The organism is Nitratireductor sp. XY-223 (genome assembly GCF_004959855.1).
Lineage (GTDB): Bacteria > Pseudomonadota > Alphaproteobacteria > Rhizobiales > Rhizobiaceae > Hoeflea_A.
The window spans coordinates 1-24,658 of the sequence record NZ_SPNT01000023.1; the positions used below are offsets into that span (position 1 = coordinate 1).

Annotated in this window: 22 protein-coding genes and 1 pseudogene; 13 read left to right on the forward strand and 10 right to left on the reverse strand. The window is 55.9% G+C overall.

Translation table 11 applies throughout. From position 1 onward, the window contains the following. Positions 1-1,093: 1,093 nt before the first annotated feature. From E4M07_RS27490 to E4M07_RS27505, 4 genes are read left to right on the forward strand one after another with little or no spacing between them, the layout of a single operon-like run. Positions 1,094-1,399 (forward strand): HigA family addiction module antitoxin, encoded by a 306-nt coding sequence (locus E4M07_RS27490; RefSeq protein WP_136661622.1) that lies wholly within the window; start codon positions 1,094-1,096, stop codon positions 1,397-1,399. Next, positions 1,396-4,164 (forward strand): DNA methyltransferase, encoded by a 2,769-nt coding sequence (locus E4M07_RS27495; protein ID WP_136661623.1) that lies wholly within the window; start codon positions 1,396-1,398, stop codon positions 4,162-4,164. The genes E4M07_RS27490 and E4M07_RS27495 overlap by 4 nt, the downstream gene beginning before the upstream one ends. Before the next feature lies 1 nt (position 4,165). Then, positions 4,166-6,214: a DEAD/DEAH box helicase gene (locus tag E4M07_RS27500; RefSeq protein ID WP_136661624.1), complete on the forward strand. Its 2,049-nt coding sequence runs from the start codon at positions 4,166-4,168 to the stop codon at positions 6,212-6,214. Further along, on the forward strand, positions 6,207-7,412 hold the full coding sequence (locus E4M07_RS27505) for a GIY-YIG nuclease family protein (RefSeq protein WP_136661625.1): 1,206 nt from the start codon (positions 6,207-6,209) through the stop codon (positions 7,410-7,412). The genes E4M07_RS27500 and E4M07_RS27505 overlap by 8 nt, the downstream gene beginning before the upstream one ends. Before the next feature lie 20 nt (positions 7,413-7,432). Here the strand turns inward: E4M07_RS27505 and E4M07_RS27510 are convergent, their stop codons facing one another. The 4 genes from E4M07_RS27510 to E4M07_RS27525 are packed head-to-tail and all read right to left on the reverse strand — an operon-like array spanning position 7,433 to position 10,577. Next, a complete protein-coding gene (locus E4M07_RS27510; protein ID WP_136661626.1) occupies positions 7,433-8,089 on the reverse strand; it encodes a hypothetical protein in 657 nt (218 codons plus the stop codon). 18 nt (positions 8,090-8,107) lie between these two features. Continuing rightward, positions 8,108-9,361, reverse strand: a complete 1,254-nt coding sequence (locus E4M07_RS27515; RefSeq protein ID WP_206057420.1) for a nucleotidyltransferase — start codon at positions 9,359-9,361, stop codon at positions 8,108-8,110. Continuing rightward, positions 9,348-10,331 carry a CBASS cGAMP-activated phospholipase gene (locus tag E4M07_RS27520; protein ID WP_136661627.1) on the reverse strand — a complete coding sequence of 328 codons (984 nt, stop codon included), beginning with the start codon at positions 10,329-10,331 and terminating at the stop codon, positions 9,348-9,350. Before E4M07_RS27520 ends, E4M07_RS27515 begins: the two co-directional genes overlap by 14 nt. A 12-nt stretch (positions 10,332-10,343) precedes the next feature. Continuing rightward, the gene (locus E4M07_RS27525; RefSeq protein WP_136661628.1) at positions 10,344-10,577 is read right to left on the reverse strand and encodes a DUF2188 domain-containing protein; all 234 of its coding nucleotides are present in this window, start codon (positions 10,575-10,577) and stop codon (positions 10,344-10,346) included. A gap of 136 nt (positions 10,578-10,713) precedes the next feature. On the opposite strand from E4M07_RS27525, the gene E4M07_RS27530 reads away from it, so the two are divergent. Next, entirely contained in the window at positions 10,714-11,034 is a 321-nt protein-coding gene (locus E4M07_RS27530; RefSeq protein ID WP_136661629.1) for a helix-turn-helix transcriptional regulator, read from the forward strand. Beyond that, a complete protein-coding gene (locus E4M07_RS27535) occupies positions 11,031-11,915 on the forward strand; it encodes an ImmA/IrrE family metallo-endopeptidase (protein ID WP_136661630.1) in 885 nt (294 codons plus the stop codon). Before E4M07_RS27530 ends, E4M07_RS27535 begins: the two co-directional genes overlap by 4 nt. A 91-nt stretch (positions 11,916-12,006) precedes the next feature. On the opposite strand, the gene E4M07_RS27540 is transcribed toward E4M07_RS27535, so the two are convergent. Further along, positions 12,007-13,398: an IS66 family transposase gene (locus E4M07_RS27540; protein ID WP_136661631.1), complete on the reverse strand. Its 1,392-nt coding sequence runs from the start codon at positions 13,396-13,398 to the stop codon at positions 12,007-12,009. Between the two features lie 280 nt (positions 13,399-13,678). Here E4M07_RS27540 and E4M07_RS27545 point away from each other — a divergent pair, with 280 nt between their 5' ends. Continuing rightward, positions 13,679-13,978 (forward strand): hypothetical protein, encoded by a 300-nt coding sequence (locus E4M07_RS27545; RefSeq protein WP_136661632.1) that lies wholly within the window; start codon positions 13,679-13,681, stop codon positions 13,976-13,978. A gap of 107 nt (positions 13,979-14,085) precedes the next feature. On the opposite strand, the gene E4M07_RS27550 is transcribed toward E4M07_RS27545, so the two are convergent. The 5 genes and pseudogenes from E4M07_RS27550 to E4M07_RS27570 all read right to left on the reverse strand — a co-directional run bounded on the left by E4M07_RS27550 (position 14,086) and on the right by E4M07_RS27570 (position 18,433). Next, complete coding sequence (locus E4M07_RS27550) at positions 14,086-15,771, reverse strand: hypothetical protein (RefSeq protein WP_136661633.1); 1,686 nt, start codon at positions 15,769-15,771, stop codon at positions 14,086-14,088. Continuing rightward, entirely contained in the window at positions 15,768-17,471 is a 1,704-nt protein-coding gene (locus E4M07_RS27555) for a hypothetical protein (protein WP_136661634.1), read from the reverse strand. Before E4M07_RS27555 ends, E4M07_RS27550 begins: the two co-directional genes overlap by 4 nt. Before the next feature lie 121 nt (positions 17,472-17,592). After that, positions 17,593-17,697: pseudogene (locus E4M07_RS29765) on the reverse strand (IS1595 family transposase); the annotation flags it as partial. A gap of 179 nt (positions 17,698-17,876) precedes the next feature. Beyond that, positions 17,877-18,176, reverse strand: a complete 300-nt coding sequence (locus E4M07_RS27565) for a type II toxin-antitoxin system RelE/ParE family toxin (protein WP_136661635.1) — start codon at positions 18,174-18,176, stop codon at positions 17,877-17,879. Then, entirely contained in the window at positions 18,173-18,433 is a 261-nt protein-coding gene (locus tag E4M07_RS27570) for a type II toxin-antitoxin system ParD family antitoxin (protein ID WP_136661636.1), read from the reverse strand. The genes E4M07_RS27565 and E4M07_RS27570 overlap by 4 nt, the downstream gene beginning before the upstream one ends. A 671-nt stretch (positions 18,434-19,104) precedes the next feature. Here E4M07_RS27570 and E4M07_RS27575 point away from each other — a divergent pair. From E4M07_RS27575 to E4M07_RS27600, 6 genes are all read left to right on the forward strand, one after another. Then, positions 19,105-19,626 carry a hypothetical protein gene (locus E4M07_RS27575; protein WP_136661637.1) on the forward strand — a complete coding sequence of 174 codons (522 nt, stop codon included), beginning with the start codon at positions 19,105-19,107 and terminating at the stop codon, positions 19,624-19,626. A gap of 374 nt (positions 19,627-20,000) precedes the next feature. Continuing rightward, the gene (locus E4M07_RS27580) at positions 20,001-20,615 is read left to right on the forward strand and encodes a DUF2285 domain-containing protein (protein ID WP_136661638.1); all 615 of its coding nucleotides are present in this window, start codon (positions 20,001-20,003) and stop codon (positions 20,613-20,615) included. Between the two features lie 85 nt (positions 20,616-20,700). Next, positions 20,701-23,130: a ParB/RepB/Spo0J family partition protein gene (locus E4M07_RS27585; protein WP_246660640.1), complete on the forward strand. Its 2,430-nt coding sequence runs from the start codon at positions 20,701-20,703 to the stop codon at positions 23,128-23,130. 71 nt (positions 23,131-23,201) lie between these two features. After that, positions 23,202-23,549: a hypothetical protein gene (locus tag E4M07_RS27590; RefSeq protein WP_136661639.1), complete on the forward strand. Its 348-nt coding sequence runs from the start codon at positions 23,202-23,204 to the stop codon at positions 23,547-23,549. Continuing rightward, positions 23,533-24,171, forward strand: coding sequence for an antitoxin of toxin-antitoxin stability system (locus E4M07_RS27595; RefSeq protein ID WP_136661640.1), 639 nt, complete (start codon positions 23,533-23,535; stop codon positions 24,169-24,171). The genes E4M07_RS27590 and E4M07_RS27595 overlap by 17 nt, the downstream gene beginning before the upstream one ends. A gap of 96 nt (positions 24,172-24,267) precedes the next feature. Beyond that, entirely contained in the window at positions 24,268-24,630 is a 363-nt protein-coding gene (locus tag E4M07_RS27600) for a DUF6876 family protein (RefSeq protein ID WP_136661641.1), read from the forward strand. Positions 24,631-24,658 lie beyond the last annotated feature (28 nt).

Consider the following 24,658-nt stretch of genomic DNA (forward strand, 5'->3'; position numbering starts at 1 on the left):
GCTCGGCGGCTGGACCGGATATTACGGAAAACCTGGCCCCGTGGTCATGTTGCGCGGCCTCTATCAACTCAGGTCAATCCAACTCGGATATGGGATCGCTGGAAATGTGTGAATCGAGTAGGGTCTCGAAGCTGGCTTGATTGAGCTGATTCAGCCTGCCTGGAACATTCAGGGACGGTCCTCCCGATCTTGAACCCCAATGGCATAATGGCATTTTCAAACGGTCAGCCACCTTGTCCCCCGATCAAATTACAAGCTTTGCTCCGTTGTCGCAACGGAATTTTTATCGGCCCGTTCCCCGCCCTTTGCCGCTCACGCGGCAAGCGTCTCGGCACCCATCTTCGGAGATGCCGCAGGTGCGAACAAGTGCCGATCCGCACATAAAAGACGCGTTGAGGATTTGATGCTTCAAACCGCAAACTCAGCGATAAACGGCAGGCCTTAGCCCCGCTCACGAGTAGAGTTTTCACCGAAAATCTCAGCTTTCGTGATCCGCAAGATGTGTGTTGTACTACAACACCATCTTGGCAAGGGAGACGCTGCGCTCTCCCGTTGCATCCCTCTCGCCTATGGGGATGTATCAGGCATCGAGCCTTTCCATCCCCATCGCAACGTGTGGCCTTTGCATCACCATTCAAGGGAGCGTTCCTGCTGCCCTTGAAAATCCCATGACGATTTCATCGAGACAATTTCATTGAGACCAACCTTGCGCGGATTGGATGCCGCCAGCGTGTTCGCCGCTGAACCACGACCGGGGAGATTTCGCTCTCCCCTGGACCCCATCGACCAATGGGCGGATCGCCACCCCTTGGAACCCGCGAGCAGGACATGGAGATTTGCCTCTCCACCTGCACCGAACCATGCACAATCGATTGGCCGATTGATCGCCACTTGAGGGGAGCTTCCATGCCCCCCCAAGACCCCCTTGGCCAACGTATCGCCGTTGGATCACTAAAAGCCAAGTGCCGTGTCCGCTGTCGGGTTCCAAAAAATGCCTGCATATCAACAATCTGTTCTCGCAGAAAATCCGCCATTCATTGACCAGTGTCGATTATCACTATAGCCTAATCGAAACACTGAATCGGGAAGGGCAATGACACACCCAGGCACTTTAGTTCGCGATCAATGCATCACCCCAAATGGGCTATCTGTGACAGAGGCAGCGCGCATCCTCGGCGTTGATCGGCAGACCTTGAGTAACCTTTTGAACGCTCGTGCTGGCATTTCGCCCGAAATGGCGATTCGCTTGGAAAAGGCGTTTGGCATACCCGCGAAAACTTGGATGCAACGTCAACTCGATTACGAGTATGCGGAGGTCAGGCAGCGCGCCGACGAGATCAAGGTGGTTCCCTTCGCCGGCAATTCAATGAGCCCAGAAAAGGGCCAGGGGGCGCGATGAACGCTGTCGAGATCGAAGAAGCCATTTCACAATTAGCGGATCAGCCTTTTGATTCGGCGGAGTTCCCTTTCTCGTTTCTCGAAGCCTTTGGTGCGAAGGCCACAACAATCAAGCGTTTGCGCAGCGGCAACACCAACAAATCGGATGTTGGAGGTGTTCTCCAGACCAGCAACATCCACATCAAGGTTTGCGACGAAGGAGATGCCACGGAAACCTTGGCGGCACTCAAGGCAAGCTCAGCAACGAGCCGCTCCAAGGCAAAATTTGTTCTTGCAACGGACGGTGTGGATTTTCAGGCCGAAGACTTGAACTCAGGTGAGGTCGTCGTTTGTGACTACACCGACTTTCCGGATCACTTTGGCTTCTTCCTACCGCTTGCGGGTATCACGACTGTAAAGCAAGTTCGCGAGAGCGCGTTCGATATCAAGGCGACCGGTCGGCTGAACCGTCTCTATGTCCAACTTCTCAAAGACAATCCCGAATGGGGCACAGCGGACCGTCGCCATGAGATGAACCATTTCATGGCGCGGCTGATCTTTTGCTTCTTCGCCGAAGACACAGACATATTCCACGGTGACAACCTGTTCACCGCGACCATCGAGCAAATGAGTGCTCGGGATTCCTCGAATGCGCACGAGGTCATTTCCGAACTGTTTCGAGCGATGGATACGCCACTCAAAGATCGCGCCAATGCGAAGTTACCGCGTTGGGTGAATGATTTCCCTTATGTGAACGGCCACCTGTTTTCCGGCTCTATCGAGGTGCCAACATTCACCCGTATCGCGCGATCTTACCTTCTTCACATCGGCAATCTGGACTGGACGAAGATCAATCCGGATATCTTCGGATCGATGATCCAGGCCGTCGCTGACGACGAGGAACGCGGCGCGCTCGGCATGCACTACACGTCGGTGCCGAACATCCTCAAGGTGCTAAATCCGCTGTTCCTTGATGATTTGCGCGAGCAATTGGAGCAGGCGGATGACAATCCCCGCAAGCTTCTGAATCTGCGGAAGCGAATGTCGAATATCCGCGTCTTTGATCCGGCTTGCGGATCAGGAAATTTCCTTGTCATCGCCTACAAGGAAATGCGGGCGATTGAGGCTGAAATCAACAAGTTGAGGGGCGAACCAGAGCGACGCACGGAAATCCCGCTCACAAATTTTAGGGGCATCGAGTTACGTGATTTCCCCGCCGAGATCGCCCGACTTGCTCTGATCATCGCCGAATATCAGTGCGACGTGACCTATCGCGGTCAAAAGGAGGCGCTGGCCGAGTTTTTACCGCTCGACGCTATGAATTGGATTACTTGCGGTAACGCGCTACGGCTCGACTGGCTCAGTATCTGCCCACCCACGGGTACCGGCGTGAAGATGCATGGCGATGATTTATTTAGCACACCACTCGATCAGGCAGAGATCGATTTTGAGAATGAAGGAGGAGAGACCTATATCTGTGGGAATCCACCATACTACGGAAGTCGGAAACAGTCGAAAGAGCAGAAATCGGATCTTTCCAATCTCTGTGGAAAGACAATTAAAAAATGGAAATCTTTGGATTATGTGGCCGGGTGGTTTCTCAAAGGTCATGAGTTCATAAAATCTCAGCCTGCTACTTTTGCTTTTGTGTGTACCAGCTCCAACTGTGAAGGGCTTCAAATATCGGTCCTATGGAAGCATTTATTGCAGGATGGCCATGTATATATTTCCTTTGCATATCGACCGTTCAAATGGGCAAACCTTGCAGCCAACAACGCGGGTGTAACTGTCAATGTTGTGGGGGTTTCTAATGCGTCTATTAAGCAAGAGCGCAGAATTTTTGATGGAGACCAAGAGAGAATTGTAGATAACATCAACCCATATATTTTAGCTACACCGAACGTGTTTGTAGACACAGAGCCGAACTCTATTTCTTGTTTGGCATCTATGATTACCGGAAGCATGCCGCGCGACGGGAGTAACTTAATTCTGTCATTCGAAGAGGCGCAAAAGCTGCAAGAATCCTATCCCCATGTGCACCAATTCATCCGCCCATATGTCGGAACTGACGAGCTCGTAAAAGGAAATCAGAGAAGGTGTCTATGGATATCCGACGCGGATAAGGAAGCAGCCTGGGCGGTCCCGGAAATACACGATCGACTGCAAAAAGTTTCTGAAATGCGGTCAGAGAGCCCCTTAGATTCTACTCAAGAATTTGCAGATCGACCGCACAGATTTGTCTATCTTGCAGGTAATTCAAGGACGCATACGGTTGGTGTTGGAGGGGTCTCCTCAGAGAGTAGAGATTATCTGCCGGTCACGCTGTTTGATGACCGAACCATAGTAAGCAATCTGGCCTATGCACTTTACGATGCCCCTTTGTGGACGATCGCATTAATCGCATCCAGGCTTCATCTTGCTTGGATTGCGGCAGTTTGTGGCAAGCTAGAAACCCGTTACCGCTATTCTAACACCATTGGGTGGAACACATTCCCTGTTCCCAAGCTCACGGACAAGATGAAGGATGATCTCCGTCACTCCGCCGAAGAGATACTTTTGGCGCGGGAGGCCCATTTCCCAGCGACAATCGCCGATCTCTATGATCCTGAGAAGATGCCTGAAAACCTTCGGGCTGCGCACGACCGCAACGACGAGGTTCTAGAACGCATCTATATCGGTCGGCGCTTCAAGAACGACACCGAGCGGCTGGAAAAGCTGTTTGAACTCTACACCAAGATGACTTCTGAAAAGGGAGATAACAATAAACAGAAAGTGAGAGCGTCCTGATATGAGCACCGATATTCACGTACCGTCCGTTTCCGTTACCTACGCCCAGACCGGCAATTCGACCAAGTCAAATGAGCTTGGTATGCGTCCTATGCAGGAGCGCGCCTATGAGAAGCGGGGCGAGCAGTACCTCCTGATCAAGTCTCCACCCGCCTCGGGCAAAAGCCGGGCACTCATGTTCATCGCGCTCGACAAGCTTCAGAACCAGGGACTCAAGCAGGCGGTCATCGTTGTGCCTGAGAAATCGATTGGATCAAGTTTCGCTGATGAGCCGCTCTCGAAATTCGGCTTTTGGGCTGACTGGCATGTTGAGCCGAAATGGAACCTCTGCAACGCGCCTGGTGAAGATGGCGGCAAGGTCAATTCCGTAAAGGCATTTCTCGATAGTGATGACAAGGTTCTTGTCTGCACCCATGCCACATTTCGTTTTGCTGTGGACAAGTTCGGGGTGGAAGTTTTCGATGACCGCTTGATAGCCGTTGACGAATTCCACCACGTTTCAGCAAACCCCGACAACAAACTTGGTGCACATCTTGGCGAGTTCATCGCCCGCGACAAGGTGCAAATTGTTGCAATGACCGGCTCGTATTTCCGGGGTGATGCCGAGCCGGTCTTGATGCCCCATGATGAGGCCAAGTTCGATACGGTCACCTACACCTATTATGAGCAGCTCAACGGCTACAAATATCTGAAGCGCCTTGATATCGGCTATTTCTTTTATTCGGGCGCTTATTCAGACGACATTCTCAAAGTTCTCAATCCGGACGAAAAGACGATCATCCATATCCCAAGCGTTCAATCACGTGAAAGCACGAAAGATAAGCACCGCGAGGTTGATCACATCATTGAGGAGTTGGGCGAGTGGCAGGGGACTGATCCGACCACCGGTTTCCAGCTTGCAAAAACCTCAGACGGGAAGATTTTGCGGATCGCTGATCTGGTCGATGATGACCCTTCCAAGCGCGACGTCGTCTCCGCAGCGCTTAAAGATCCCGCCCACAAAAATGACCGTGATCATGTCGATATCATCATCGCGCTCGGCATGGCCAAGGAAGGCTTTGACTGGATTTGGTGCGAGCACGCGTTGACGGTCGGATATCGATCCAGCTTGACCGAGATCGTACAGATTATTGGCCGTGCGACCCGCGACGCCGAAGGGAAGACCCGAGCCCGTTTTACCAACCTGATCGCCGAGCCGGATGCATCTGAAGAGGCCGTGACCGAGGCCGTCAATGACACGTTGAAAGCCATCGCGGCCAGCTTATTGATGGAACAGGTGCTTGCGCCACGTTTCAATTTCACACCCAAGAATCCGAACAGCGGGCCCATCGAAGGCTTTGACTATGGCGAAGGTGGGTACGACTCCGACAAGGAGAATGTCGGTTTCAATGAAGAGACAGGTCAGTTCCAGATCGAAATCAAGGGCCTTGCCGAACCGAAGAGCAAGGAAGCCACGCGCATTTGCCAAGAGGACCTGAATGAAGTTATCGCCGCCTTCGCTCAGGATAAAACGGCGGTCGAGCGGGGCATCTTTGATGAAGAACTGGTACCTGAAGAACTCACGCAGGTCCGGCTGGGCAAGATCATCAAGGACAAATACCCCGAACTGGATGACCATGACCAGGAGGCGGTCCGCCAGCATGCCATCGCTGCTCTGAACCTAACCCAGAAGGCAAAAGAAATCGCTGTTGAGGACGAAGAAGCTGGAAAGGCCAACACAGCCCTAATTGATGGCGTTAGGAAGTTCGCGATGGATGTTCGCGAGTTGGACATCGATCTGATCGATCGGATCAATCCATTCAGCGAAGCCTACGCGATACTCGCAAAGACCATGAGCGAGGAGAGCCTGAAACAGGTTGCTGCTGTCATATCAGCGAAGAAGGTACAACTCACGCCCGACGAAGCCCGTGACCTCGCAAAGCGTGCCCTCAAATTCAAGCAGGAACGTGGGCGGCTGCCTTCGATTACCTCTCCCGACGCCTGGGAAAAACGGATGGCAGAGGGTGTTGCATTCTTGGCCCGCATGAAAGCCGAGGCTGCCAATGGCTAAAGCATTCACCGAAGAAGATGACGTACTTCTCGCCGAACTTGGTGTCGAGGTTGAGAACAAGAAGGCGGCTACGCGTACGCCACGAGAAGAGCGCATCATCGCGGGCTTCGAGGAGATTCAGCGCTTCTTCGACGAAAACGGGCGCGCCCCGCAACATGGGGAAGACCGTGACATTTTTGAGCGGCTTTATGCCGTCCGCCTGGACCGCATCCGTGAATTGAAAGAATGCGGCGACTTACTCGAACCACTCGATCAGCACGGATTGCTCAAAGGTAGCGTCCGGGCACCGTCTTCGATGCCTGATGAAATGGATGATGACGCGCTTCTCGCCGAGCTTGGCGTGGAAGCCGATATAGCACCCATAACCGAACTCAAACATGTCAGATCGAGCGCCGAGAAACGCGCTGCGGAAGAGATCGCCAATCGCGAGCGTTGCGAAGACTTCGACAAATTCAAACCGCTCTTCGACACGGTGCAGGATGAACTCGATACCGATGTTCGCATTACCCGGCAGATCAGAAAGGATGCCGGTTTTCTGAAGGCCGATATCAAGGCAGGGGATTTTTTCGTTCTTGGCGGACAGACGGCATATGTAGCGGAAGTCGGAGAGCCTTTTAGAGCACCTAATGGTGAATTCGATGCACGGCTTCGCGTGATCTACTCCAACGGAACGGAGAGCAACCTTCTCCTGCGTTCTTTGCAACGTGCGCTCTACAAGGACGAAACAAGTCGTCGCATTTCTGACTCCAGCGCGCCTGGACCGCTCTTTTCATCTGAATCAAATGAGGATGATCTGGCGAGCGGAACGATCTATGTGCTTCGGAGCAAATCGGACCATCCTGTAGTCAGTGAACACCGCGATGTTGTTCACAAAATCGGCGTCACGGGAGGGAGCGTTGAAAAACGCATCGCGAACGCAAGAATCGATCCGACATATCTAATGGCCGATGTCGAGGTCGCAGCGACCTATGAGCTATTCAATATCAACCGGTCAAAGCTCGAAAACCTGATCCATCGCGTTTTTGAAAAAGCTCGACTAGAGATCGAGATCATGGATCGATTCGGTAATCCGGTGGTACCCCGCGAGTGGTTTTTGGTTCCGCTCTTTGTGATCGACCAAGCTGTCGAAAAGATCAAGGACGGCACGATTATCGAATATCAATTCGATCCTGAAACAGCGAGCATTGTAAGAAGATAAGCGTCGCCGCACTAAGGCCGTCAAATTGTCGGCGATTGTGATCGTAGTCGGCGTAACATCCTTTTCGCCAACCTTGGCGGCACACGTTCGTGAAGCACCTTTACTTCGGCTCTGTGACAGTGTCGGATGCGCTTGCCGCTACCACACGGACACGGCCAGTGACCCTTCGGCCAGTCCTTCGATAAAATCCTGAGGTAGTAGAGGACGTCTTTTTTTTGCGGTGGAATTCCCAAGACATCGGCGTAGGCTTCTACAAGACCTTTTTCGCCATGTGAGCGCTCACCAAACGGCCATTTGCCGGTTTTCTCAAACCAATACTGACCCAGGAAAAACTCGTATAGCGGCCCCGCTAAGAATGCGGCGAATGACGTATCATCTGAATTGGTTAGCCACTCTTCCCATACCGTCACGCAGCAGTCGCCATCGGCATTAATGTGCCGTTCCGCAGTACGTGGAATTCTACCGGCAATTTCAAATACCGCAGGTTCTTGGACTGGGTAGCGCCTGCTTGTGACAATCTTGATCTCGAACGAAGAAATCGGACCTTCCGGTGCGGCAGAACCGGTTTTCTCGACGAGTACATATTCACCCTCAATGAGGATAATAGAGCCATCTTGCGTAGCGCTCAGTTTCGGCTGTTCAAATGCGATGGCACGCCGCACCTCTTCAAGTGTCAATCGTCCTGCATGCACCTCTTACTTCGCCCACGGTTTTGATTGCGATCCGCTTTCCCGGATATCGGCTATGGCGGCCTCGGCACGCTCCTGCGCGGCATCAGTTGATGCTACCTTGGCTATGGCTGGAGCCGCGATCATACTCGCGCCAGCGGCGAGAATGGTTTCCAGCGCCCTGTCCACCGTTGTGCCGCCAAGGCCTTCCTTGAGTCCTCCCGGGAACTCATCGAACGGGCTTGCCCGCAAATACAAGGCAAAATCACGGCGCGCCTGTTCAAGCCATTCGAAGAAGTTCTCCCGCTTCTGCGGCTCCTCCGCCCATTTGTCGGCAAAATTCTCCTCCGGGTTGACGGGATTTGCGACCCATGCCTCATCGCCGCGATACTCGATGAATTGGTCCATCATTGTGAGAATGGTCTGCAACGCCTCGGAGATGGACGCCTCTTCATTGTACGCTTTTGCCGACAGCGTGGTGATGATAATGGAAATCGGCTTGTGTTCATTATCGCCAAAGGTGGAATCCCTGTGACGCTTCAGCAATTGGATGGCCCGTTGCAGCGGCGTCTTGACCTTGTAATCCGGGATGTCATCAACGCTGGCCGTGACCATCTGGCGTTTCAAATACCGCTCCTTCTGTTCGGTTAGCTGGGCCACCATCCGGCCCCGGAACCATGCTGCATATCCGAGCGGATTGCTTACTGGCCAGTCCTCGGTAATCAGTTCATATTGCGGCAGCGTCCAGTCTGTGATGGCGATAGCTTGACCGGTAAGCGATTGATCATGAGCAAGAGCCGTGTGCCCACGCCTTTCGAGAAGCAGTTGATGGGTCTGGGCGTCGGGAAGGGACGGTAAGACATCCATGTGGAACTGGGCATCATCGGCGTAATGCAATGTCCAGCAGCGCCGCCCTTCTTCAGGCCGGTTACTCATGCTCTGAGCTTTGGCGTAAAGCTTGACCTCATGGCCAACCGCCTCTTTAAGCCCTTTCGGCGTGAAGTCCTTTTTGGTGGCCTTCAAAACGCAGATCAGATCGACATCGTATTCCTCGCCATCACCAAGAGGTCGGGTCACGGTGCCAAGCAAGAAAGAGCCCTGCGGCGCAATTTCGGGGTCATATTGCGCTATTGTTGATCCATTCCGGTCGAGCCAGTTTCCAAGCGATTCATACCGGCTGACTGCCGCTTCATATTGTGATGGCGGGATATCAATTGCCTCGGCAATCGCTTCCAGGACATCATCGTGTGTCTCGGCTTTCTTCTTTTCATGTATCGTCATATTCGCACCTATAGACTGGTTCAAATTCCTCGGCGGTTTCAGTGAAAAATACCGGCTGCAGGATCGGCTTTTGCTGCCGTGCTTCGGCAAACGCCCGGTCTTTTAGCCCGCGAATCCGCTTGGCGTTATCGAGCGTGTAGAAGCCGTCCGGGACCGGCTGGGAAATCCGGTAGATCGCATTCCGCTCGTGCGGATCGCCAGTAAGAATATGGGCTATCCCAAGCGAGCCGTGGGATTGTCCGTCCATGAAAAAGCCTGCGATCTGTGGCGCTATGCGAACGGCCCCGTAGGCTTCGCTCATGACCTTCACATCATCAAGGCAGCCGACGCTTAGCACCTTTAGTTTATTTGGTGGCCAGCCCAGTGTTGCTATCGCCTCAACGACCGCAATCCCGGTTGGATTGTTGGCCCAAAGGCCGCCGTCAACGAGACCCACATCGTTGGCCGTTATATGTTGCCGGAAGTAGGTCGGGGCTGCTGCGGTCGCGAGCGCCGCGTCAATCGCCAGTTCCTTGTAGTCGGTCTGGAAGCGGGCATGGTGTGCTGTCTTGAAGATATAGACGCGCTGGGTTTGCGGATGCCACGACGGGATCATAAGGCGCGTTTGCGCTTCACCAAGCTTGCGATCTCCCAAGATCCCTTCAAGCGCTTGTTTCAGAGGTTCTGTGCTGTATTTCGGGGCCCAGAGAAAGCGTTTTGCCCTACGCGATCTTTCTCGCACCCATCCGCGAAGACCTGACTTCGTCTGGTCGAATATGGCCGGTCCCTTTTCCTCATAAAGGCGCAAGATTTCTTTTGCCGTCAGCCCCATCCCCAACCCAATGGCAATGATGCCGCCTGTCGAGGTTCCTGCTATCAGGTCAAAATATCGACCAATCGGCTGGTTGAGTTCTTCTTCCAACTCCGCCAGGAAGGCGGCAGGAAATGTCCCCCTGATACCGCCGCCGTCTATGGTGAGTATCTTGCGCAACTCCGGTTTCCTTTACCCTTTCGGCGGGAACGGATCGGAACCGTGGCTGTCACTGCTGGCTATCTTCCCGTCCCTGTTATGGATGCGAAATTCAGTGCCCTGATTACGGCTAACGCTCCGGCCCGCATCAATAGCTTCCCGCTTCGTTTCGTGATGGCTGCTGGCGCGGCTTGCACCGCCGCGTTTGACGTCCCAGCCCCCTTTCGGGTTTGGCACGACGTGGTGTGTTTTCGGCCCTTTCGGCATTTGGAGGCTTCTTTGATTCTTGACCGAGGCATAAAAAGTTTGCTACTCTGAACAAGATATAAGTGATTCCCGATCCGGGAGTCAAGGATGAAAAGTTCGGAATGCCGAACTTCAGGAAAGGGAGCAGGCCGCGCGCATGACCACCGCATTAGGGGAGAAAATCCAAAAGCTCAGAAAGGAGAAGGGCTTGACGCTCGACAAACTCGCTGAGCTGACCGGTTCCAGCAAGAGCTATATCTGGGAACTTGAAAACAAGAATCCGCCAAGACCGTCCGCCGAAAAAATTTCAAAAATCGCTACTCAACTCGGGGTCACGATTGACTATCTGTTGGATGAAAAGCAGGAGGTCACGGAAGCTGACGCAATGGATGAAATGTTCTTCCGAAAATACCAAAGAATGGACCCGGAGGTTAAAGACAAAATCAGAAAGATGGTCGATCTCTGGGAGGATGAATGAACAAACCACTGTCACCGGCAAGATGGGCCAATGACATCACCGTCATCCTGAAAACCGTATTCGGTGCTGAGCGATTTCCCGTCAGAGTGAAAGACGTCGCTCGTGAAATATCATCGCAGAAGTTTCCTGATGATCCCATCACATTGATCAAAGGCGATTCCTTGCCGCGCTTCGAAGGTGCCCTTGTTCCTGCTCCCCTAGGGAAAAAGGGCTGGGGCATCATTTACAACAGCGACATCAGTTCCACAGGCAGGATTAACTTCACGCTGGCCCATGAATTCGGGCACTACCTTCTTCACCGCGTCGACCACCCGCAAGGAATCCAGTGCAGCAGCGAAGACATGGCGAGCTGGGAATCGGAATATGGCCAGCTTGAGCATCAAGCCAACGTTTTTGCTGCCAATCTGCTTATGCCATTTGATGATTTTCGCTCTCAGATCGATGCAAAGGCCATACCTGACATCGATCAGATCGGTGCCTGTGCGGACCGATATGAAGTTTCACTCATTGCTGCCACACTCCGTTGGCTTCAATACACGCAAAGAAGGTCTATGCTCGTTATCTCAAGGGACGGCTTCATTCTTTGGGCCCGCTCAAGTGAACCGGCTTTGAAAACCGGGCTGTACTTCAGAACACGTAACCAGCCGCCAATCGAGATATCATCCTCGTCCCTTGCTGCTCAGCGTGGGGAAATTGACGGTCATTCTGGCCGGGCAGAACATGATCCCGGCATATGGCTCAATGAACCATGCACTGAACAGGTTTTGTTTTCTGACCAGTATGACTTCACCATCTCACTGCTGCATTTCGGTGATTCTTCAACCCGTTTTGAGCTCGACACAGAGCCGGTCGAAGACGTGGTGGACAAATTTTCAAGGTAACTGCTCACCCCGTCACGCGTCTTGAGCATAGTGTGATTTGACCATATTGGCGGCATTTCCGGCCAGCGCGATCTGGATCGCGACAAGTGGATTATATCCGAGTGCGGCCATGGAACTCAGGTAGCTTGATATCCGGCACCAGGCGTGTGCATAGCGGTCTGTCCGGAAGCAGCCCGAGACTTTGATTTTGACCTTTGCCATCCTGATTTTTTTGCTCGCCCGCGTTATTGGTGAAGCTGACATCGGGTTCTCTCATGAAGCGAAGCACGGAGTCCTCGTGTTTCAACAGACGCTCATGCAGGTTGTGGGCATCCGACTTTGCGACCCGTCCGCGCTTACCTTCCGGTTTCGCAGGAACTTCGGGCATTTCCCCGGCACCTTGCGTCAGAATGGTCCGATACCTTTTGCGTATCTTGCGACATTCGGCCTCGCTCAACACCCCGGTCTCGCTCGTGTTGACCTTATGGCAGACCTCACGCAACACCTTCCTCATCAGGCGCGCCCAACGGTAATTGCTGGAGTCGACGACAAAGGTCAGTTCCCGAAGCAGATGCGACCCGCATAGCTGATGCTTGCACTGGCTGTATGCAAGGTAGGATGCCCAGCAATCATGGATCAATACACCGGTGTAGACCGGAATGATGCCGAATGCCTCTATCGCTTCACTGCCGCGCCTGGGGTGCAGGAACTTGAGGGTCAGGGAATCATCGGTCAGCACATGCAGCCACTGGTTTTTGCTGTCGACCCTGAAGCCGGTCTCATCGGAATGCAGGGCCGGGCGGGTCAGAAGATGTGCGGCGGCGGCAGTTTCCCAGGGTTCAAGCGCCTCGTGCAGTCGCTGGATGTAGCCCAGGCAGGTGGCCTGCGACATCCTGACGCCAGAGATGGCCCGCACCAGTTCGACGGCGCGGCGCAAAGACAGCATCTGGGCAATCAGCAGGTTGATCACGAAGGCCTGAAAGCCAACGCCATATTGCAACGGCCCCGGCATGTTTTCAGGGAAGCGCCCCTTGGTTCGGGTGCGGCATTTGGGGCAGTCCCTGGTTTCTGCGACGACCTTCTTCTCGACAACCTCGAACATGATATCGAGATGGATGCGTTCCTCGCGCGCCGAGGGTTCGACGTCTGAAAGATCAGCCCCGCAACTGTCACAGACCTCGACGGTGGCGGTTTCCCCGACGGTGACCTTGCGAAGGTTTTCGCCCGTCATCCAGTTCGGCGCCGCGCCCTTGCCGGAAGCCTTTTTGCTCCGTTGCCCGGTGCTGTCCTTATCCGTCTGCGACGGCGCAATACTGGAGTTCTTGCCGGTCTTCCTGGTCGTCTTTTCCAGAAAGATGGCGATCAGGATGCCCAGCAAGCTGCACAACACGCCAATAACCGCATCGACGTCATGTGAAATCCTGCCCGCTTTGCGCAGCGCGGCAATGCGCGCCCTGGCAGCATCGAACTCTTCACGCAGGGAAGTGGCATTCACGCTTGCCATCAGTCCGCCCGCGATGCCATGGACATCAGGCCATGCGGTGGCTGCATCGCCCTTTCAGGCTTCCAAATGCAGCGAGTAGCCCTGACTGAAAGACCGCCCCAATGCGGCTTTTCCCAAATCAATCGAACACGTGTCATAACCCGATAGAATCATGAAAATCGTAATCAGGGGATCGTTAATAGCCGATTCAAATCGTCGCACCACTCCGAGGCCAAAAAGGCATCTCGATTGAGCCAGTGGGTCTGAAGCCGCCGTTGAATCTCGGGGACTTAAAGTGGGGGTGAGCAGTTACCTGATTTCAAGCCGAAAGCAGGCCATGCCCAAGGACATTCTGGACCTCAATCGAAAGCACTGGGGCGTTGAAATCATGCATCGCGACAAAGACATGACGCTCGGAGAAGACCGCTACACAAACCGTTCCGATCATGCCCCGGCAAACATCTTCAGCCTGACGAGTGCCGCGCTGACCCTGCTCAAACGCATCTCTAATTCTCCGACACAAGCAATCGAATTCGTGCAAGATCATCGCGACAGGGCCATCACACTGCTGACAAGCGACATAAATGATGGTTTTCTCTGAATCGCCCTGCAGTCTTACGAGTTAAGGCGACACCCAGTGTTACAAGGCGGTACTCAGACAGGCGAGTATTGCGCACGATAGCATCAGACCATCGATCCTCGAATCTATCAGGATTGCCGATTAAGCCAAAGATGTGGCGGCAAGGGAATGCGGTGATGCCGGCATGCAGTGAGAAATATCGGCACCGATCCACGCTCAAATGCCTCTGTCTTATCCAGCTGACTGTATTCGGATACTATCTCGCTGATCTCCGTTGAGAGCGATATGTTGTTTTCGGAATACCTGGCGGCACCAACCGGTATCCCGATTCCCTTCATCTCGCCACTCCGCCAAATGGTGTCCCCAGTTCGTTCACACGGAACCCATACCTGCATTGTCATGTGTGACAGATGCCTGAATAGCACTTTCTCAAGCTCACCAAGTTCGGCACTTGCACCAAGACGCTCAAGCCCCAAAAGTAGGAAGGGTACGAGAACGCTTACAAGAGTGGAATCCTTGAAATAATTTTCGCCTTGGTCGACCGGATGTCGCGCCAACTTGCGGTAATCCCGAAACCATGTCGGCCAATAGGACCGCCGTATATACCGGTTGGGCATCCACTTTGCGATTTCGCGCACGTATTTTTTCCCGTCAGGCAGGCGACCGCTGTCCTCTGCCAGAAGCATCAAAATGCCGATTTCAATGTGGTGGTCATCCCGCATGGGTGAGAAAAGGGTTGGATTGGTGTTGATCATGGAGATGGCGAGATCAAAAAACTGGTCACGTTTCCTCATGTTCTCGGTCCGTGTTTCTCCCTCTTTCTGGATTCCGAAATAATGGTGCCAGTGCCCAAGCAGAAGCGCACGGCCCAACATCTCAAAGAGGGCGAGGTTCACGTCGATTGCGGATGATGACTGGACGGCGTTTGAGAGCGCGTACTGGTTCTCTGTGTGCGGCCCTATTTTTTCGAAAACGAGTTTATAGCCCACGACGAGATACAGACCCAAAACATGGTTGAATATCTCCTGACGTTCGGCAAGCCTGGCCTTTGACCGCTTTGGACAGCGCTGTAGAGCGTCCCAGGCATGCAGCATCGCCAGTTCGCAGGCGCGGTAAGGCGCATCAAGGTTGCCTGCATCAAATCCGTTACTGACAAGTATCCAGAGGCAGGTCAACATCTGATGCAGGCGCATTGTGCCTTTCCTGTCTGCTTCAATGTTCTCTGTCAGACCGTCCAGAAGCTCCCGAAAGCTCCTGTACGAGTCTTCCGGTTCACTGACCAGGACAACCGCCTTCTGGAAGTGTGACCGGTGGGCAGCATCAAGGAGTTCGGGACTGAAGATGCCTTTGAGAATCAGGTTCGCGAGGCGATCGCCGTTCCATTCCCGAAAGTGAAGCCTGTCTTTCGAATGTTGCTCGACAAAACCGCGCCAGTTCTGCCGGACTGTCTCCTGAATCTCACCGCCCGTGCAGACGCATATGGCGATGGGTAGATCGCGATACTGTTCTGGAACACGGTGCGGAACATAGTCGTCCAGAATATCTGCTAAAGTTGAGCGCACCGCCTGCGGCGAACCGCACCAGTCCACGCGCCCGATGTTGCCGGGCTTGATGACGAAGAGAAGCAGGGATCGTTCCTCATCCCCGTCCGGATCAGGCCCTACCGCGGCGACATCGACGCCCGCCTGTCGCGAGCCGGACTGAGGACGGTGGATGACCTCATAGCCCAGTTCGCTGAGTAGCAGGGGCAGAAGGATATCAAGCTCCCCGCGTTCCTTCATGTTCTGCAGATATTGCCTGATGATAAGCTTCATTCGTTATGCCTTGGCTCAAGTTTAAAGTTCTCAATGAGCTTCTCCGTGCCGACCGGATCGTGAAAAATTCCTTTGGGGTGCTCCACTGTGACCGATATTTCGGTCATGGGCACGGTCTGAGGGCGGCGATTGCCTTCGCTATCCGTGGCGATGAATTCCACCCGGTCTCCATAGAGTAGCGTCTGAAGAGGAACGAACTCCCCCAGAAGCGATTTCTTCTGCGCCATCTCCTGAACTTGCACGGCTTCTTCTGCTTCCTGAAACTGGATCAATGACCTGTGGGCCGCCGGTGGCACGAGCTCGACCAACTCTCGTGCAGCCTCAAATCCGTCCCAGACCTTTTGGGCTCGTTCCAGCGCACCCTTGATATGTTCCTGTCCGCGCGTTTCAGCATCTGCTTCCCTTTCCAGCCAGCCCCTGAGTTCTCCGCTATAATTCAGCAGGAGAGGATCGAAGAGGAGGTCGGCGACTTTGTCTGCGGCATCCGGGTGTCCTCCACGCAGGACCGCAACGATCCAGGCGGCCGCCGTCATGGGCGATGTGAACAGGAAACCAACGGCCTTGCGGCACAGGAACAGATGTTCGTCCGCAGAATCTGGCAGGTCTTCAGGATTCACCTCGATAAAGGGTGTCGTCCGATTTGCTTCATGGAGATGCAGATCCAGCACCGAGCATGCATGCTCATTTCCCTTCAGCAACCACTCCGTTGCCAGTCTAGCCAGATTCCGCGGCTCGTCTTCTTTCGTTGCGGTGAAGAATGCCGGCAGATCATCCCATCCGATCCTGCCCTCGTTCCTGGCAATCAACTCCTCCGCTGTTTTGCCTGCCTGCATGGTGTCAACCTTCCACAAATTGCCAAGGGCCCAATCCACTTGCGTGACGGTTCCCTTGTTTTCCGGGTCGACATTGATAATCCCGGCAACGCAACTCTGAACTTCTTCTGGGCTCAACTGGCCAGCATGCTGATTCAGTGCTGCTGCCATCAGATGGATAATGATCTGCTCGTTTCGACCGGACATACTATAACTATAATGCGCACTGGAAAGGCTCTTTCGGTCAGGCTTCGGATGCCTGACAGCGGTATCCAATGCCGCCTTGATTGAACGGGCTTCCATGTCCGGTTCGGCGGATTGGGCGACCTTCAGCATTAGTCTGATGGCCTGTTTTGCTTCTTCCAGTGTCAGGTTCATTCGTGAAAGTGCCGATATACCTGCAATCCTCTCCTGACCGTCGGCCTGTGCCGAGGCAAAGGCTTGCTGAACATCGCCCTTCGCTTCCAGAGCGAAGACAAGGAAATCAAGTGCCAAAACATCGCCCGTCCCGGCCAACTTGGTCACTTCGTCCGCCCGCCTGTCACTGGTTGCGCACCATTTTCGGAACGCCTCATACGGCTGGGTTGCCGCCAGGTCGTCACCGCCCTTTTCGACCAGCAGATGAACCAGTTCCATCAACTGGACAACTGGCGCATCAAGTATCGGTATCATTTTGCAGAAGGGGATTTGGATATTGAAAAATTCTGAATCGGTTAAATTCTCAAGCAGGTCTATATCCTGCTCCGACAGCAACTGGGGCCGGCGGGACACTGCCTCGGCAAGTCCTGCCATGATATTTGTATCTTTCCAGTGAATAGAATCGATTTCACGGAGTGCGCCCACAAGGCCGCGCTTGGAAATTATTTTTTCGATTTCTTCCATCTTCACGGTGGTCTTTGTCCCCCGACCGGTTAATTTTTATTGGCTCTATATTTCGAATTCGTATGCATGATTATCGGTTCGCGTCAGCGAGGCAAACACGTGGTGAAGCGTCTGCCAGAACAATACGCTCGAACCATCGCAGATAGTTCTGAAGGTATTTGGTTGAAACGCCTTTGTAGCGCCGCAGGAAGTCCTTCAACCGGCTGTGTCGATTGTTGACGTTCTGGATGTGAATTGCGCGCACTCTTTCTCCCTTTGAGAGGTTCATCGCCTCATGCCGCACACCCATTGCTGCGGCACATGGCGGATTGCAGCGGGGCGACCCAAGGCGATCTTCACCTTTGTTCGGGTGGCCGGATAATGATCGGAATGGTGTCCGGCTTCAAATCGGAATCCGCAAGCAGCGGCCGATCAAATGCCGAAGTAGGATTCAACGTCCATCGACTGATGTGGGATTCTGATCACCGTTACGGCGTCCCCTTCGATCACGTAGAAAATCAGATGCCTGCCTTGTGGATAGCATCTGTAATCCGGATGAATGTCAGTGCGCGCCTTCCCCATCAAGGGATGATCCGCCAGCCATACACAGCGTTCCGTCAGTTCTGTAACATAAGCTTCCATTTTCGCCGGGCCCCATTGCTCCAGCGTATAATCGGCGATCTTCTCCAAATCCGCGAGAGCGGCGGGCGTCAGCCGATATGTCTTGCTCATGAATGTTTGGCCGCGCGCTTCTTTGCGCCCTCGATGACCGATGCAGCCGAAAAGTCTTCAACATATTCACCGCGCAAGACTTGCCCATGACCAACTGCCAGTTGATCGCGCAGCGCTTCAAGTTTCTTGCCTCGCTCTTCCAGCTCTCGCAGGCCAGCGCGTACAACTTCCGAAGCGCTGGCATAACGGCCGCTTTTCACTTCGCTACGTATAAAGGATTCCCAGTGAGAACCAAGTGTCATCGATGTGTTTGCCATCTCTGCCCTTGTCGGCCGTGTGTATTCGTAATGAACATATAGGAAAAGTCAGGCAGATGGGCAAGTTTTGCATCTCGGTTGCCGACATTCGTTGACGGAAAACCGATGAGCCAAGGCCATTGCCACCTCGTAAATCCGGTGTCGCCTTACGAACAAGGTGAACTGTCGCCCTAAACAGGGCCGCGTGGCCAAAATGGCTGGAGATCATCCCCCTTGCTTTGACTTCAAGCGTATCGTTAGCGGCTGCTAAAGTGCTCTGCTCTTGAGTACGCCCCCTACGGGCTCAGATCAACTGTCGCAATGAGCAGGGCGAGCCCCGTAGGCGGTCTCATGATCGAGTTCAGCCGAGCACCCGTCGAAGGTGTCATCGCTCTTAAGTTCGATGCGTCGCGCAACTGACAGAAATGGACACACGGTCTCCTTTGCGGAATCGACATTTGTGACTTCAGTCATTTAGTTAGCGACCTCACTGCCTGATGGCTGACGCCTTCGGTCGATACCGGGTTGTCAGCCCTCACTCAAGGGGTTTCATCCTTGAGCTGAGAGATTGTCTGCTTGGAAATCGGCGGTCTCGTAACAGGTTTGTGAGCGCAGTGCCTCAATATGTTGCTGACAAACCGGTTGACTTCTCTATAGGAACATATCACGAACAATTCGTCTGGTGTCCTGTTATGCTGAACTATCCACGCCCTGTTCCGAAATTTCAACACTGCTTTGCCGATGAAGCCTGCCGTGCCCCGTATCTTGCCGACCGGCACTGGTCGAGCGGGTTTTGCGGCACCGTCTGCGGCCTCGATCGGGCCCGGACGCCGGAAAACAAGCCGTTGAACCATGAATGCCGCAATTGCCAGCGCCGGACTTCGGTCAAGGCCGGCACCATGTATGGCGACAAATTGCCACTGACGATGTGGTTCCTGGTTGCCTTTCCCATGGCCAGGCATTCCAGCTGCATCCCGGCCTCACGGGTGCAAGAGCAACTCGGTTTGGGCACTTACAAAGCAGCTTGGCTGTTCTCCGCCGAACTGCGCTGCGCCATGGTCCCGCCCGAAAGATCGCCGCTCACCGGCCGGGTGGAAATCGATGGAACAAACAGCTGCCGCCGCACCGGGACCGATCCGCCTGTCGGCGGCAGCCATGATGGCAAAAAGCCGCTGCAAAAACACAAAGCCAATCCACGTTTCAACTATCGATAACAATCAATGTTGTCACCACCCTCCCGCCATTGACCTCGACCTGGCAAGAGATGACTTGCCCCGTGCGCCACGCGATGAATCGTCAAATGGCTGTAGCAATCATGGCCGGATGGCCTTAGGAGGCCGAATGTCCAGTGAGAATTCCGCACCCGGCATAAGTCCGCGCGCCGATTGGCGCGATCCTGACCCTTACGCTTTCCTGCACAGGATGGACCGGACCGGCTGGGCCTGGGAATGGCTCAGGCGCAATCCCGACTTCGCCGCGGCAATCGGCCTGCCGTCACGGGATTTGCCGTCATCCGCTCCGCCCGCCACCTTGCGCCGGATGGAAGTCGCCGGGCCTTGTATCATCCGTGTCCGGGAACCGGGGACTTTTGAACGCTGGGGCGTTCATTTTCACCAGCGGCATCGATCTGCCGGCCAAGGATGTCTTCTGGCGCCCCGAGGCCAATCCGTTCGTGCTCGCCACTGAGGCAAGGCCGGTGGCGGCCGATCACCCCGACGCCTTCGATGTGCGGCGCTTTGGGTCATTCGCCACGGTTCTGTGCGGCGGCGGACAGGAACACGTGCTGTTCGGCGACGGCCTGCGTCATCTGCAACTGACGGTGACCGCGGGCAGCGTGCTCGATGGCCCGGTGTGCCTGCATTACCCGCTGTCGGGTGTGCGCCGCATGGAGGCGAAGGTTCTGACATTGCAACGGCTATCGGGGCTTTGCCGTCTCGGCCGCCTGCCGCTCAGCCTCTATCCGCCGGAGCGCCGCGCCGGGCGCTGGGCGATGATGCTGCGCGCATTCGACGGGGCGGCGGCCGGGGCCAGCCAGCGCGACATCGCGGCGGTCCTCTATGGGGAACGGGCGGTCCGGGAGGACTGGCAGGCCGGTTTCCTGCGCACCCGCGTCCAGCGCCTGCTGTCCGGTGCGCGGACCATGGTGCGGGGCGGCTACCGGAAACTGCTGGATCCGCAGGAAAGGGGCGTTCGGGGCGGGTGAAAGGCTGAGGGGCCAGAGAGAGCCCGTTCGCCCGCAACCCGAAAGGGTTTTTCCGACGTCAATTGGACCGATTTTCCACCATCAAATGTTCCAGTCCAGCTCAGAACTGCTCCAGGCGGTCGGCGGCAACCTTTCCGCCCGGGTTGCCAATGAGGGCCGGGCCATCGCCGGCCGCGACGCCAACCGACATTACAACGACACCGGCCGGGAGGGCATGGCGAAGTTCCTGCGCCGGGGTGTGCGGGCCGGATCCTTCGGTCCGCCCGAAGAAGCCGGCGGCAGGGGCGGCGGTTCGCAATCCCGGCCTGGAGGAAACCGGGGAGCCGGCCTCATAGAGGTAAAGGGCCAGGCGTTTTCCATGAACGGGTCTGGAAGGGGAAAGAAGGCTTTCTCCGCCCGTTCCGGAGAAACCGACATGGCAAATCCCAAGAAAATCGCGCTGTCCCAGTCCCGCGACATTCCCTTCAACAAGCTGGTGCTCTCGGACCGCAACGTGCGACGCGTGCAGGCGGGTGTGTCGATCGATGACCTGGCCGAGGACATCGCCCGGCGCACGCTGCTGCAAAGCCTGAGCGTACGGCCCGTCATCGGCGAAGACGGTCAGTTCACGGACCGGTACGAGGTGCAGGCCGGCGGGCGGCGCTACCGGGCGCTGGAACTGCTGGTCAGGCAGAAGCGGCTCAATAGAACCGCGCCAATCCCCTGCGTCATCCGCGAAGACGGCATTCTGGAGGAGGACAGCCTCGCCGAGAATTGCCAGCGGCAGGCGCTTCATCCTCTTGATGCCTTCCGCGCTTTCCAGTCGCTCAAGGACCAGGGCCTCGGCGAGGAGGACATCGCCGCGCGGTTTTTCGTGACGCCGAAAATCGTCAAGCAGCGGCTGAAACTGGCGTCCGTGTCGCCGAAGCTGCTGGACATCTATGCCGCCGACGAGATGACGCTCGAGCAACTCATGTCGTTCACCATCTCCGACGACCATGCCCGGCAGAGCCAAGTCTGGGAAACGGTGCAGCGCGGTTACAACCAGGAACCCTATTATATCCGCAAGCTGATGACGGAAGAAACTGTCCGCGCATCTGACAAGCGAGCCCGCTTCGTCGGTCTCCCGGCGTACGAGGAAGCCGGCGGTGTCATCCTGCGCGATCTGTTTTCCCAGAACGACGAGGGCTGGTTGCAGGATGTGGCGCTGCTGGAGCGACTCGTGGCGGCAAAGCTCACCACAGAGGCCGAGACGATCAGGGCGGAGGGATGGCGCTGGATTCAGATGGCTCAGGATTTTCCCTATGGCCACACCGCTGGTCTGCGCCGGGTCATGGGTGAGACCGAACCGTTATCGGATGACGAACATGCCCGCCGTGAAGCCCTGCGCGACGAGATGGCCGAGATCGAGGAACGTTATTTCCAGGAAGGCGATGAAGATCTGCCCGAGGAGGTCGACAAGCGGCTCGCCGGGATCGAGGCCGAACTCGATGGTTTCGAGAACCGTCCCGTCATCTACGACACTCAAGAGATCGCCCGCGCCGGTGTGTTCGTCAGCATTGATGGCGACGGCAAGCTGAATATCGAACGTGGCTATGTCCGGTCCGAAGACGAGGCGCAGAGCGCGGCAGGCGCCGATGCCCAGGATGCGGAAGACTTCGTCCATGATCATGTCGAGATCGTCCATGTCGGTCGCAATGGCGAAACCCGGCAGGTCGACCCGATCGCGGCATTGTCCGGCGATGGCGGACAGCCCGCCGATGAGGAACCGGCGGACGAGGAGCTCAAGCCGCTCTCCGAGCGTCTGGTCATGGAACTGACCGCCCACCGGACGCTGGCCCTACGCGACGCGCTGGCGGGCGACCCGGACATCGCCTTTCTCGCCGCGCTCCATGCCCTCGTTCTCCAGACCTTCTGGCGCTATCCGGCGCAAAGCTGCCTCGAACTGCGCGCCGAAAGCCGTAGCCCGACCGTGCAGGGGCCGGGGTTGAAGGAGAGCGCTTCGGCCACTGCCATCGAAGAACGTCACGCCAATTGGCAAAAGCAGTTGCCCGACGAGCCGGAATTGCTCTGGGCGTTCCTGTGTGAGTTCGACCATGACAGCCGCATGGCGCTCTTTGCCCATTGCGTCTCGCTCACCGTCTATGCGGTGCATGAGAGCTGGAGCCGCGCGCCGGGCGGCAAGCGCCATGCCGACCAGCTCGCCTGCGCCCTCTGCCTTGACATGAACGCCGCGGGCTGGACGCCGACGGCCGAAAACTACCTCAACCGCGTACCCAGGGCCCGCATTCTCGAAGCCGTCACCGAGGCCAGGGGCGAAAACATGGCCGAATTGATCGAGGGGCTCAAGAAGTCCGACATGGCCGAACAGGCCGAGCGGCTTCTCGCCGATAGCGGCTGGCTGCCCGAGCCGTTGCGCACGCCGGGCATCGAGACCGCGTTGCAAGTCGACGAAGGCGAAGCAACCGAGTCGGGCGTCCAGAGAGAGGACGAACCGGCGGACGACCTGCCGGAATTTCTCACCGCCGCCGAATAAGCGGTTCTAATCCGTTTCAATCCACATGAAGCCCGGTTTCGCGCCGGGCTTCTTCCTTTCCGGACAAGACAATGCCTGCAATCATTATCTACGGAAACGCCGTTGCCGGTTTCAGTTTCCAGGGGCCGTTCACCAACGAGACCAATGCGGTTGCCTATACCGAATGGGCCGGAGACGATGACTGGATCATCGCCGAACTGACCCCGCCCGATGCGGCCTTCGCAGCCGCATTGGTTTCGCAAGGCGAGCATTGCCGATGCCAAAACTGCAATTGGAGCGGATCGATCCACGATGCCGGGCCCGTTCACGATATCCGGTCGCGCGTTGCGCCCGGCGAAACCATGCCCGCGGGCGACTGTCCCGAATGCGGCGCGCTCGTTCACCCGATCGCGGGAGGCGAGAATGCCGGCGATCATTGAAACCGAGGTCTTCACCATTTCGGAATTGCCCGACGCCGCGAAGGAGCGTGCCCGCGCATGGTATCGCGAAGGTGCGCTGGACCACGACTGGTGGTCGTTCTGCTACGATGATTTTTGCGCCATCTGCGAGTTCCTTGGCGTCGAACTGAAGACCCGACCCACAAAACTCATGGGCGGCGGCACAAGGCAGGAGCCTTGCATCTGGTTCCGGGGCTTCTGGAGCCAGGGCGACGGGGCCTCGTTCGAGGTGGAGCGCTATGCCTATGCCAAAGGCAGCCTCGCCGGGATCATGGCCTATGCCCCCAAGGACGGAGCGCTTCACGCCATCGCCCGGCGGCTGGCCGATGTCCAGCGGCGGAATTTCTTTCAGCTTTACGCCAGCGTCGATCAAAGCGGGCTTTATTGCCACGAGATGACGATGCGCACCGATGTGCGCCGCGATGATGCGGAAATGACTGCCGATGCCGAGGATGAAATCGCCGATGCCCTGCGCGATCTGGCCCGTTGGCTCTATCACCGCCTGGAGGCGGAGTATGAGTATCTGACCTTTGACGAGGTCGTGGACGAAGCCATCGTGGCCAATGAATACACCTTCACCGGGGCCGGCGAGCGGTTCGGGTGAAGAGGGAGAGCGTTTTCCGGGAAGGGTGACCGGGAGCGGGCGAGAGAGAGCTTGCTTCCGGTCTTCCTGCAACCTTGAAACCCGGAGGATGTTCCCATGCCCACCGCCGAACCCTTGACCGAGGCCGGTCTCGGCCGGTTCACCGGCGCCACCTGCTACTACCGCTTCCCCTTGACCGGTCTGCGCTACACCGAAGGCGTCCACCATGTCATCGACAAGGGCGGGGCGGTGTGGCTCCTCACCGATATCGCCGCCTGGCAGCTCGATCCGTCCATTCGCGCCGAGCCGTTCCAGCACTGGAAGCTTACCATCGCCGATGACCGCACCGCGCACCTTGTTTGCGAGAACGGCAATGGCAAGGTGATCCTGAGACAGATCATCGATTACACCGATTTCCCGTTGTCCCAGATTGCCTTCTACCTCACCGACAATGTGCTGATGCTGCCCGGCGAATACTGACGCCGCGCCGGGGCCGCGCACGGCCCTG

Excerpts from the sequence above, each read along its gene's own strand:
- E4M07_RS27535 (WP_136661630.1), top strand. The coding sequence starts at position 11,031 with ATGAACAAACCACTGTCACCGGCAAGATGGGCCAATGACATCACCGTC.
- E4M07_RS27490 (WP_136661622.1), top strand. The coding sequence starts at position 1,094 with ATGACACACCCAGGCACTTTAGTTCGCGATCAATGCATCACCCCAAAT.
- E4M07_RS27515 (WP_206057420.1), bottom strand. The coding sequence starts at position 9,361 with ATGACGATACATGAAAAGAAGAAAGCCGAGACACACGATGATGTCCTG.
- E4M07_RS27550 (WP_136661633.1), bottom strand. The coding sequence starts at position 15,771 with ATGAAGCTTATCATCAGGCAATATCTGCAGAACATGAAGGAACGCGGG.
- E4M07_RS27570 (WP_136661636.1), bottom strand. The coding sequence starts at position 18,433 with ATGGCAAACACATCGATGACACTTGGTTCTCACTGGGAATCCTTTATA.
- E4M07_RS27500 (WP_136661624.1), top strand. The coding sequence starts at position 4,166 with ATGAGCACCGATATTCACGTACCGTCCGTTTCCGTTACCTACGCCCAG.
- E4M07_RS27530 (WP_136661629.1), top strand. The coding sequence starts at position 10,714 with ATGACCACCGCATTAGGGGAGAAAATCCAAAAGCTCAGAAAGGAGAAG.
- E4M07_RS27585 (WP_246660640.1), top strand. The coding sequence starts at position 20,701 with ATGTTCCAGTCCAGCTCAGAACTGCTCCAGGCGGTCGGCGGCAACCTT.
- E4M07_RS27590 (WP_136661639.1), top strand. The coding sequence starts at position 23,202 with ATGCCTGCAATCATTATCTACGGAAACGCCGTTGCCGGTTTCAGTTTC.
- E4M07_RS27595 (WP_136661640.1), top strand. The coding sequence starts at position 23,533 with ATGCCGGCGATCATTGAAACCGAGGTCTTCACCATTTCGGAATTGCCC.
- E4M07_RS27505 (WP_136661625.1), top strand. The coding sequence starts at position 6,207 with ATGGCTAAAGCATTCACCGAAGAAGATGACGTACTTCTCGCCGAACTT.
- E4M07_RS27495 (WP_136661623.1), top strand. The coding sequence starts at position 1,396 with ATGAACGCTGTCGAGATCGAAGAAGCCATTTCACAATTAGCGGATCAG.
- E4M07_RS27600 (WP_136661641.1), top strand. The coding sequence starts at position 24,268 with ATGCCCACCGCCGAACCCTTGACCGAGGCCGGTCTCGGCCGGTTCACC.
- E4M07_RS27525 (WP_136661628.1), bottom strand. The coding sequence starts at position 10,577 with ATGCCGAAAGGGCCGAAAACACACCACGTCGTGCCAAACCCGAAAGGG.
- E4M07_RS27540 (WP_136661631.1), bottom strand. The coding sequence starts at position 13,398 with ATGGCAAGCGTGAATGCCACTTCCCTGCGTGAAGAGTTCGATGCTGCC.
- E4M07_RS27565 (WP_136661635.1), bottom strand. The coding sequence starts at position 18,176 with ATGAGCAAGACATATCGGCTGACGCCCGCCGCTCTCGCGGATTTGGAG.
- E4M07_RS27575 (WP_136661637.1), top strand. The coding sequence starts at position 19,105 with ATGCTGAACTATCCACGCCCTGTTCCGAAATTTCAACACTGCTTTGCC.